The following is an 11,262-nucleotide window of genomic DNA, read 5'->3' as shown; positions in this document are numbered from 1 at the left end:
TGATTTTCTTTAAAGGAAGGCCGACTAAAGATGAGCTTTGCGTCCAACTTACGCCTCCCCCTTTTTAGTGGCATGTCATTTTTACCTGACTTTTGGAACAATCTCTTTTAAGTCACTTCTTTAATAATGGGTTTTTCACGAGGTGAATTTAATGGCTGAATTACGAGCAAATCGTATTGCGGAACAAATGAAAAAAGAATTAGGTGAAATTCTTACAAGGAAAATTAAAGACCCAAGAGTAGGTTTTGTTACAGTGACCGATGTAGAAGTAACTGGAGATCTTCAGCAGGCAAAAGTATATATATCTGTTTTAGGGGACGAAAAACAAAAAAAAGATACTTTACTAGGACTTGCTAAGGCGAAAGGATTTATTCGTTCTGAAATCGGTAAACGAATTCGATTAAGAAAAACACCGGAAATTTCTTTTGAATTCGATGAAGCATACGCCTATGGTAATCATATTGAAAAATTATTACGTGATTTAAATAAATAGTAGATTTTTAACTATTGGAAATCTGACTCGGGAAATGAGTCAGATTTTTCCATAGGAAGATCAAAAGCGAAAGCGCCAGTTTAGCGACGTACGGACTGGACTGAGCCGTAGGAGATAAAGGAAACATGCCCCTTCATAGGGGTATGCCGACGTTGGCCGCAAAGGCCGCACTTAGTCGGCCTTCCTTTAATACTTTGAGTCGATGTTGACTTTCACCACAAGGGTATAAGTGCGACTAAGCCTCTGGTTTCATCCATCGGCAAGTCTTCTTTATCGTGTCATGAGGTGAAGGAAGTCTCGCTAGTCGCTGGGTGCTGGAGCTGGACGTGGCCTTCCTTATGACAAGATTTAATAAGATAAATTTTAATTTTTACCCAATAACAAAACCTTTGATATTCAACATGAATGGAGTTGATGACGTGGATGGTATCTTATCATTATGGAAACCGCGAGGAATGACATCACATGATTGTGTCATGAGATGCAGAAAACTTTTTAAAACAAAAAAAGTAGGACATACTGGGACTTTGGATCCGGAGGTGGATGGTGTTTTACCCATATGTATTGGCAACGCTACAAAAATTGTGCCTTTTTTAACCGATACAAAGAAAACATACATAGCTGAAGTAAAGTTAGGAATAGCCACGGATACAGAAGATGCCCAAGGAACAGTACTGGAAGAAATGGAAGTATCCGAATCACCAAGTACAGAAAGCGTTCGTAATGTCTTGCTTTCATTTCAAGGTTCTATTACACAAGTTCCTCCAATGTATTCAGCAGTTAAGGTAAACGGAAAAAAGCTATACGAATATGCAAGAGAAAACAAGACGGTGGAACGACCTAAGAGAAAGATCACCATATTTGATATTGAATTATTAGACAAGAAGCATGACTCTTTTAAAATAAAAGTAATTTGTTCAAAAGGTACATATATCCGTACTTTATGTGTTGATATAGGTAAGAAATTAGGATACCCTGCACATATGTCAGATTTAACTAGAATAAAAACGGGATCTTTTTCAGAGAAAAATTCAGTTGATTTTGCTATTATAGAAGAAGCAGTAATGGAAAATGAAGAAAGTAATCTACTATTTCCAATAGTAAAGGGATTAGATCACCTAGACACACTTTATGTGGATGAAACGTTGGAGAATAAAGTGAAAAATGGACAAAAACTTCCGATTCCGGAAGTCCTACCAAAGACCAATCCTTTTATGGTAATACATAAGAATAAATTACTCGCAATCTATCAAATACACCCTGAAAACAAAAATCAAATTAAACCCATCCGTGTTTTTAATGGGTAATAAGTGCAGGTGAAGAATATGAATATCTATGAATTGAGTTTTCCCCATTCTTTAATAAAGGATGATATTCCAGATACAGTATCTGCGATTGGCTTTTTTGATGGTATACATAGGGGACATCAAAAAGTAATAAATGAAGCAATCAGGCGAGCAGAAGAAAATAATATGGAAAGCGCTGTTATAACGTTTCATCCACATCCTTTAGTTGTTTTAAAAGGTGAACATCATGTTAACTATATAACACCATTGAAAGAAAAAATTGAAATTATGAAAGGGTTAGGTGTGGATCGATTATATATTATCGATTTTAATAAGGAGTTTTCCAAGTTATCGCCACAAGAGTTTGTCGATCAGTTTATTATTGGTTTAAATATTAAACATCTTGTAGCAGGATTTGATTATACTTTTGGCCATAAGGGTAAAGGGAATATGGAGAATATTTCGGAATATACGCGGGATAAATTTTCCTATACTACTGTGGAAAAAGTTTCTTTAGATCATGAAAAAGTCAGTTCTACTAGAATTAGAAAACTGTTAAGAGAAGGCAATATTGAAGAGGCTAATGAATTACTTACACGTCCTTTTAAATTAAGAGGGATTGTAATTAGGGGAGATCAACGTGGTAGGGAAATTGGCTTTCCTACAGCGAATTTACAAGTTGATAAGCAAGCATTGTTGCCTAAACCGGGCATTTATGCTGTAAAGGTGCTATATAAGAATGAAACCTATTTTGGCATGGCTAGTATAGGCACAAACCCAACGTTTACAGCTGAAAGGGAAGATTTGTCTATAGAAGTTAATATTTTAGATTATAATAATAATTTATACGGTCAAGAATTAACAGTAGAATGGTACAAGTATATGCGGGAGGAAGAGAAATTCGATAGTGTAGAAGCGTTAATAGAACAAATCAAATTGGATGAGGTTAATATTCGACGTTTTTTCTCTATTTAATGATTTTTTCCCTTGCAATTTTTAATGAAAGACGTTATGCTTAAGAACGTGAACCATCCCTTGGCAAATCGTAACTCCGACGTTTGCTAGGAGATTGGGGATATGAAATAAATATTTAGGAGGTGCCCAAATGGCAATTACACAAGCTCGTAAAAATGAGATCATCAATGAATACAAAGTTCATGAAACTGATACAGGATCTCCAGAAGTGCAAATCGCTGTACTAACTGAAGAAATTAACACGTTAAACGAACATTTACGTATTCATAAAAAAGATCACCATTCACGTCGTGGTTTACTTAAAATGGTTGGTAAACGTCGTAATTTATTAAACTACCTAAGAAATAAAGACGTTACTCGTTACCGTGAATTAATTAAAAGACTCGGTTTACGTCGATAATGAATTTACAGAAGCAGGAGCAATCCTGCTTCTTCTATTATCCACGACTTTTTTAGCAAGTAGGAAAGTATAAAATCTTTCCCGTTTGCATAAGTGCAACTAAGGCGTCGACCAAAAGCTTGTCGAACGCCAAGTTTTCTAACATTTACATAATATAAACAGAACCTGTAAACGCCTATTATTTAATAATGCGTTCAAAAAGGAAGATAAAAGGACCAAAGTCGGCCAAGAGTGCAACGTCCTGGGGCTCCGATTACTCGCCCCTACTGTAAAAACACTTGTTGCAACACCGACACTATTACGAACTAGAAACGTCAAAGTGTTATTTTCATCAGACTTTTTTGAACAACTTTTAATAGGGGATAAAATTTACATTTATGTTTATAAACTATAAAATGAAGGTAGAATGAGCAATGAAAGGAGTACTATATGAAATGACAGATGAAAAATATGTGTTCTCCACTGAAATTTCGGGTAAAAAGTTTACCGTTGAAGTAGGAGAACTGGCGAAACAAGCAAATGGAGCTTGTATGGTTCATTATGGCGATACTTCCGTATTAGCTGTTGCTACAGCATCAAATGAACCAAAAGATTTACCGTTCTTTCCATTAACGGTTAACTATGAGGAACGTTTATATGCAGTCGGTAAAATTCCAGGTGGTTTTATCAAACGTGAAGGAAGACCGAGTGAAAAGGCAATTCTTGCTTCTAGACTAATTGATCGTCCAATCCGCCCTATGTTTCCTGATGGTTTTAGGAACGAGGTACAGGTAATAAGTACGGTTATGAGTGTTGATCAAGATTGTTCATCAGAGATTGCAGCTATGTTAGGGTCATCTATTGCACTATGTGTTTCCGATATCCCATTTGAACAACCAATCGCTGGTGTCCATGTTGGACGTGTCGATGGTGAATTCATTATTAACCCAACAGTAGAACAAGATGCGAAGAGCGATATAGATTTAACAGTTGCGGGAACAAAAGACGCGATTAATATGGTAGAAGCTGGTGCAGATGAAGTACCAGAAGAAGTAATGCTAGATGCAATTATGTTTGGTCATGAAGAAATCAAACGATTAGTTGCATTTCAAGAAGAAATTATTCAAGCAGTTGGTACAGAAAAATTTGAGGTTAAATTATTTGATACCGATGAAGAACTAAGTGCTAAAGTAGAGGCAGAAGCAAAGGAAAGCCTATTACAAGCAATTCAAGTAAAAGAAAAACATGCTCGAGAAGAAGCAATAAAACAGGTTAAAGATAGTATTCTTGAGGGTTATGATGAAGATGAACCTGAAATTTATAATCAAGTTAAAACAATTCTAGATAAATTAGTTAAAGCTGAAGTTAGACGCCTAATTACGGTTGAAAAAGTTCGACCAGATGGAAGAATGATTGATGAAATTCGTCCACTTTCTTCACGTGTTGGTGTTTTACCTAGAACGCATGGTTCTGGATTATTTACACGTGGACAAACACAGGCGCTAAGTGTATGTACTCTTGGGGCTTTAGGTGATGTTCAAATATTAGATGGGTTGGATTTGGAAGAATCCAAACGCTTTATGCATCATTATAATTTCCCACAATATAGTGTAGGGGAAACAGGACCAATTCGTGGACCAGGTCGTCGTGAAATTGGACATGGTGCATTAGGTGAAAGAGCATTGGAGAAAGTTGTCCCATCTGAAAAAGAATTTCCTTATACGATTCGTTTAGTATCGGAAGTACTTGAATCCAATGGTTCTACGTCACAAGCGAGTATTTGTGCAAGTACATTAGCGATGATGGATGCAGGTGTACCAATCAAATCACCAGTTGCAGGTATTGCTATGGGGCTCGTGAAATCAGGTGAGGATTATACGATTCTTACTGATATTCAAGGGATGGAAGATGCACTTGGAGATATGGATTTTAAAGTAGCAGGAACAAAAGATGGTGTAACTGCATTACAAATGGATATTAAGATTGACGGATTGTCCAAAGAAATCTTGGAAGAAGCTTTAACTCAAGCTAAAAAGGGTAGAATGCAGATTCTAGAATCTATGCTCGCCACTATTAATCAACCAAGAGAAGGACTTTCTCGATATGCACCTAAAATTCTTACTATGTCTATCAATCCGGATAAAATTCGTACGGTTATAGGTCCTAGCGGAAAACAAATCAATGAAATCATTGATGAAACAGGTGTTAAGATTGATATTGAGCAAGATGGAAATATCTTTATTTCCTCTACTGATCCTGAAATGAATGAAAAAGCTAAGAAAATTATAGAAGATTTAGTTCGAGAAGTTGAAGTCGGACAAATTTATTTAGGAACTGTAAGACGAATTGAGAAATTCGGTGCGTTTGTTGAACTATTCAAAGGAAAAGATGGATTGGTTCATATATCCGAACTTGCGGAAGAAAGAACGAATAAGGTAGAGGATGCAGTGTCCGTTGGTGATAAAATATTAGTAAAAGTAAAAGAAATTGATCGTCAAGGCAGAATTAATCTTTCCAGGAAAGCAGTTTTAAAAGAAGAAAGGGAAAGAAAAGAAAAGGCGAATCAATAATAGTAAGAGAAAGAAGCTGTATGAGCAGTTTCTTTTTTTATGCTTTAAATATCATCTTGTAACTTAATCATACCTTGTCCCCCTTATGCATACATTTGTATAAGAAGGAGGGCAAGGACGATGTACCGATACCGAAAATACATAAATTTATGTCTATTCATTATTATAGTGGCGTTATCTTACAACAGCATTAATAATCCAATTGAAATAAATGAAGAGGTGACAACAACTCTCTCTCATGCAATAAAAAAAGAAGATTCCTTATATATGGAGATTGAAGAAAAAAGCAAAGAATTTGAGCAACCACCAGTTGATGCATATATAGATGACGTGTGGAAAAAGACCCCAGGTAGAAACGGGATTAAGGTGAATATAGATAAATCATATGAAAAAATGAAGGATAAAGGTGTCTTCGATGAATCACTTTTGGTTTATAAAGAAATTCCTCCTAAAGTTAAATTGGCAGATTTACAAGCATCTCCAATTTATAGAGGCCATCCTGAGAAAGAAATGGTCTCATTTTTGATAAATGTTTCATGGGGAACGGAATATATTCCAGATATTTTAAAAACGTTAAATGATCATAAAGTGAAAGCAACCTTTTTTATTGAAGGAAAGTGGGCAAAAGAAAACCCTGAATTGGTTAAAATGATTGATGAGCAGGGACATATCATTGGTAATCATGCCTATAATCATCCAGATATGGCGACACTGTCTAATCAGAAAATAGTGGAGCAAATAACACAAACAAATGAAATCCTAACAGCAATCACAGATAAAACACCAAAATGGTTCGCCCCACCAAGTGGAAGCTTTAATGATCAAGTTGTACAAAGTGCCTTTAACCTAAAAATGGAAACAATTCTATGGACAGTAGATACGATTGATTGGAAGAATCCTTCTGTAAATGTTATGATTAACCGAGTAAATAGTAAAATTCATCCAGGGGCAACCATTTTGATGCATCCGACATCTGTAATCGCAAATGGACTAGATGATTTAATTAAAGTGATTAAAGAGAAAGAGTATCGTATAGGTACTATTGAGAAATTATTAAGTGAAGAAAGGTAATCAAAACGCATTAGGAGGACGAACTTTGATACAAAGACATACATGTAGAAATGGATTAAGAATTGTTCTAGAAAATATACCTTCCGTACGTTCTGTGACAATTGGAATATGGGTATTAACTGGTTCGAGAAATGAAACGAAGATGAATAATGGCATCTCACATTTCTTGGAACATATGTTTTTTAAAGGAACGGATACAAGATCTGCGCAAGAAATAGCAGAAGCTTTTGACTCTATAGGCGGTCAAATCAATGCCTTTACTTCTAAAGAATATACTTGCTTTTATGCGAAGGTTCTAGACACACATAAGGATTACGCATTAGAAATATTAGCGGATATGTTCTTCAATTCTTCATTTGATGAAGAAGAAATGGAAAGGGAAAAGAAAGTCGTTTATGAAGAAATAAAAATGTATGAGGATACTCCCGATGATATCGTACATGATTTATTAGCTCGAGCGTCATTTGGAGACCACTCATTAGGGTACCCTATTCTTGGTACAGAGGAGCATTTAAAATCTTTTTCACCTGAAGATTTACGAAATTATGTAGAACAACGATATACACCTGATAATGTAGTAATTTCTGTAGCCGGTAATGTGGATGAAAGCTTTATTAACAATATAGCTTCTTATTTTGGTAAATTTGAACGTAATGTAGGGAAAGAATCGCTTGAAACACCAACTTTTTTAGCTAATCGGATTGAAAGAAATAAAGATACGGAGCAGGCACATTTATGCTTAGGATTTAATGGATTAAAATTAGGTGATGAAAATACGTACAGCTTAGTTGTCATGAATAATGTTCTTGGTGGTAGTATGAGTTCTAGGCTATTCCAAGATGTTAGAGAAAAACAAGGTCTTGCTTATTCTGTCTTCTCTTACCATTCAACCTATTTAGATAATGGACTTCTAACCATTTATGCAGGTACTGGAAAAGAACAGCTACCATTACTGCAAGATACAATCAATAATACGTTAGAGTTATTAATTAAAGATGGTTTAACTGATAAAGAGTTAAGAAATAGTAAAGAGCAGCTAAAAGGAAGCTTAATGTTAAGTTTAGAAAGTACCAATAGCAAAATGAGTAGAAATGGAAGAAATGAATTATTACTTGGAAGACATAGAAGTTTAGACGACATGATTAAAGAAATTGATGCAGTAAGTCATGAGTCGATAAGAAAAGTGATTGATTATACGTTTCGTAATTCTCAATCAGTCGCATTAATTGCACCGGAAATTTCATAGAAAACGAAGGCATTCGCTATTAGGCTGCGAATGCCTTCGTTGTATTTATGTGGAAATGGATTCATTCAGCCTTATAATATGTGTTTTGCTTACATAAAAAGGACATACGACCATCCGATGATACATATAAATTTACTATATATCATCGTATGGAGGTTATTTATATGCGCTTTAAAGATATTAGCAGTAAGGAAATAGTTAGTATTAACGAAGGGGAAAGGTTAGGAATACTTGGGCAAACTGATTTGGAAATCAATGAAAAAACCGGTCAGATTGAAGCTTTCATTATACCAACTTATAAATGGTTTGGATTGAAAAAAGAAGGGGAAACAACAAAAATTCATTGGAATGAAGTAAAAAAAATTGGCGAAGATATGATCATGGTTGAAATGAAAAATGATAAGTTTTAATGGAAAATAAAAATATAATTGTTATGGTCCATAATCAAAAGGAGATTATGGTCTTTTTTTGGTTTTTTAGCTATGGACGAATCACTCTCATTGCAGAAAGACATAAGCTATAAAGAACAGATTTAGGATTAGTTATGTATGGAGGGTAGAAATAATCATGAGTCGAATAATTGCTGTAATTGGTGGGGATGCAAGATATATAGAATTAATTAGGCAATTAGAACTAATGCCAGAAACAACTATTATTCTTGTGGGTTTCGATAATTTAAATCAAAGTTTCACAGGCTTAAAACAAACTCAATTTGATGAATTAGAATTAAATACATTGGATAGTGTTATTTTACCAATAACTGGAACGGATTCTAAAGGAAACATTGAAACAGTTTTTTCTGATCAAAAAATAAAGTTAACTCCTGAATGGTTCGGACAGCTACAAAAAACAACAAAAGTATTTACCGGAATTACAAATGAATATTTGAATCATGTTACAAAAGAAGCTGGGATAGAGCTTTTTCCATTGTTTAATAGAGATGATGTCGCTATCTATAATTCAATACCTACAGCAGAAGGTGCAATCATGATGGCGATTGAGAATACAGACTATACGATTCATTCCTCACGTGTACTCGTAACAGGGTTTGGTAGGGTTGGTCAAACTGTAGCAAATCGATTTTCTGCATTTGGTGCGAAAGTTTCGGTTAGTGCCAATAATATTAGAGAATTAGCAAGAATAACAGAAATGGGCTTAACGGCAATTCCAATTGATAAACTCCATGAACACACTAATAATTGTGACATAATAATAAATACTGTACCGGCATTGGTCGTTGATCAAAAGGTAATACAGCAATTACCTTCTCATGCAATTATTATAGATCTTGCGTCAAATCCAGGAGGAACAGATTTTGAATATGCAACAAAACGTGGTATTCAAGCAATTTTAACTGGAAGTTTGCCTAGTATTGTAGCTCCGAAAACAGCTGGAAGAATTCTGGCAGATGTTATTAAACAAATATTATTAAACGAGGGGAGTTTATCATGAATTTAAAAGGGAAACGTATCGGTATTGGATTAACTGGTTCACATCACACATTTAGTAAAGTGTTTTTGCAAATTGAAAACTTAGTAAATAAAGGTGTTGAAGTCATTCCAATTGCATCCTATACCGTACAGAGTACTGAAACTAAATTTGGTAGAGGAGAGGACCATTTAAATAAATTAGAGGAATTAACTGGTCAAAAAGTAATTACTTCTATGCCCGATGCAGAGCCATTAGGACCGGATAAACCACTAGATTGTATGGTGATTGCACCACTTACCGGAAACTCCATGGCAAAACTTGCGAATGGGATTACTGATAATCCCGTATTAATGGCAGCAAAATCCACTATCAGAAATCAAAATCCTGTCGTTCTATCCGTTACTACAAATGATGCCCTCGGATTAAATGGTATCAATTTGGCGCGATTATTAAATAGTAAATTTATTTATTTTGTGCCATTTGGTCAAGATAATCCTATGAAAAAACCAAACTCCTTAGTAGCGAACCTTGACTTATTAGAGGATACAATCAAATCCGCTTTAGATCGTGAACAACTTCAACCTATTATTATTCCTTTTTAATAAAAAAATATGTTAAAATAATAAATTAAGAGATTTAATTTTTAGCAGTAAAAAAACTGCAAACTTTTTATCTGCATGAGTATAACGAAGGCATCGCCAAAATCTTGTCGTGCCGAGTTTTCTAATAAGATTAAGGGGAGAGTTTTAAATGTCAGAAAAAACAGCATATAATGTAGCAGTAGTTGGAGCAACCGGTGCAGTAGGTCAAAAAATAATGAAAATATTAGAAGAAAAAAAGTTTCCTTTAAATAAATTAAAGCTTTTGTCTTCCAAAAACTCAGCTGGGAAAGAACTTACATTTGCTGGTAAAACAATTATAGTAGAAGAGGCAAAACCGGAGAGCTTTGAAGGAATAGATATAGCGTTATTCTCTGCAGGGGGATCTGTTTCGAAACAATTAGCTCCAGAAGCTGTTAAAAGAGGAGCAGTGGTAGTAGACAATACTAGTGCATACCGCATGGACGAAAATGTACCACTAGTTGTACCAGAGGTGAATGCAGAAGACATTAAAGAACACAAAGGAATTATCGCAAATCCGAACTGCTCCACTATTCAAATGGTAGCAGGTTTGAAACCAATTAAAGACCATTTTGGATTATCTAGAGTTATTGTTTCCACCTATCAAGCTGTTTCTGGAGCAGGTGCAAAAGCAGTGGCTGAATTAGAACATCAAGCAAAACAATATCTGAACAATGAAGAAATGGAAGCAAATATATTACCTGCTGGTAGTGACAAAAAGCACTATCCAATCGCATTTAATGCATTACCACAAATAGACCTTTTCCAAGATAATGGATATACATTTGAAGAGATGAAAATGATAAATGAAACTAAAAAAATTATGCATGAACCTAACTTATCAGTAGCAGCTACATGCGTGCGATTACCATTTTTCACGTCTCATGCCGAAAGTGTATATATTGAGGTAGAAAAAGATGGAGTAACTGTCCAAGATATTTGGAGAACTTTTGAGAATGCAGAAGGAATTATTTTACAAGATGATCCCTCTACACAAACGTATCCTACTCCTTTAAGTTCAGCAAATAAAGAAGAGGTTTTCGTTGGTCGAGTAAGAAAAGACTTAGACAATGATAAAGGATTCCATTTATGGATTGTATCTGACAATCTTCTTAAAGGTGCTGCTTGGAATACGGTACAAATAGCTCAAACATTAGTGAAAAATAACTGGCTATAAGTAGTTTATTAGAG

General features: G+C 34.9%; 11 protein-coding genes. All 11 read left to right on the top strand.

Annotation, left to right across the window (positions count from 1 at the left end):
• Positions 1-151: 151 nt before the first annotated feature.
• The 11 genes from rbfA to asd all read left to right on the top strand — a co-directional run bounded on the left by rbfA (position 152) and on the right by asd (position 11,248).
• On the top strand, positions 152-493 hold the full coding sequence (rbfA, locus tag ACFQ18_RS09105) for a 30S ribosome-binding factor RbfA (RefSeq protein WP_047186084.1): 342 nt from the start codon (positions 152-154) through the stop codon (positions 491-493).
• A 419-nt stretch (positions 494-912) separates the two neighbouring features.
• A complete protein-coding gene (truB, locus tag ACFQ18_RS09100) occupies positions 913-1,800 on the top strand; it encodes a tRNA pseudouridine(55) synthase TruB (RefSeq protein ID WP_204798235.1) in 888 nt (295 codons plus the stop codon).
• Between the two features lie 18 nt (positions 1,801-1,818).
• Positions 1,819-2,754 carry a bifunctional riboflavin kinase/FAD synthetase gene (locus ACFQ18_RS09095; protein ID WP_047186086.1) on the top strand — a complete coding sequence of 312 codons (936 nt, stop codon included), beginning with the start codon at positions 1,819-1,821 and terminating at the stop codon, positions 2,752-2,754.
• Between the two features lie 130 nt (positions 2,755-2,884).
• A complete protein-coding gene (rpsO, locus tag ACFQ18_RS09090) occupies positions 2,885-3,154 on the top strand; it encodes a 30S ribosomal protein S15 (protein WP_047186087.1) in 270 nt (89 codons plus the stop codon).
• A 434-nt stretch (positions 3,155-3,588) separates the two neighbouring features.
• The gene (gene pnp / locus ACFQ18_RS09085) at positions 3,589-5,703 is read left to right on the top strand and encodes a polyribonucleotide nucleotidyltransferase (protein ID WP_204798234.1); all 2,115 of its coding nucleotides are present in this window, start codon (positions 3,589-3,591) and stop codon (positions 5,701-5,703) included.
• 120 nt (positions 5,704-5,823) lie between these two features.
• The gene (locus tag ACFQ18_RS09080) at positions 5,824-6,774 is read left to right on the top strand and encodes a polysaccharide deacetylase family protein (RefSeq protein WP_204798233.1); all 951 of its coding nucleotides are present in this window, start codon (positions 5,824-5,826) and stop codon (positions 6,772-6,774) included.
• A 25-nt stretch (positions 6,775-6,799) separates the two neighbouring features.
• The gene (locus tag ACFQ18_RS09075; protein ID WP_204798232.1) at positions 6,800-8,020 is read left to right on the top strand and encodes an insulinase family protein; all 1,221 of its coding nucleotides are present in this window, start codon (positions 6,800-6,802) and stop codon (positions 8,018-8,020) included.
• A gap of 164 nt (positions 8,021-8,184) precedes the next feature.
• Entirely contained in the window at positions 8,185-8,430 is a 246-nt protein-coding gene (locus tag ACFQ18_RS09070; protein WP_204798231.1) for a YlmC/YmxH family sporulation protein, read from the top strand.
• Positions 8,431-8,587: 157 nt separating this feature from the next.
• Positions 8,588-9,472, top strand: coding sequence for a dipicolinic acid synthetase subunit A (gene dpaA / locus ACFQ18_RS09065; RefSeq protein WP_047186090.1), 885 nt, complete (start codon positions 8,588-8,590; stop codon positions 9,470-9,472).
• Positions 9,469-10,053: a dipicolinate synthase subunit B gene (gene dpaB / locus ACFQ18_RS09060; protein ID WP_047186091.1), complete on the top strand. Its 585-nt coding sequence runs from the start codon at positions 9,469-9,471 to the stop codon at positions 10,051-10,053. The genes dpaA and dpaB overlap by 4 nt, the downstream gene beginning before the upstream one ends.
• Positions 10,054-10,201: 148 nt before the next feature.
• On the top strand, positions 10,202-11,248 hold the full coding sequence (gene asd / locus ACFQ18_RS09055) for an aspartate-semialdehyde dehydrogenase (RefSeq protein WP_047186092.1): 1,047 nt from the start codon (positions 10,202-10,204) through the stop codon (positions 11,246-11,248).
• Positions 11,249-11,262 lie beyond the last annotated feature (14 nt).

Origin of the sequence: Oceanobacillus caeni, from assembly GCF_042678465.1 — a bacterium.
GTDB lineage: Bacteria > Bacillota > Bacilli > Bacillales > Amphibacillaceae > Oceanobacillus > Oceanobacillus caeni.
This window is presented reverse-complemented; position numbering and strand designations above follow the sequence as displayed.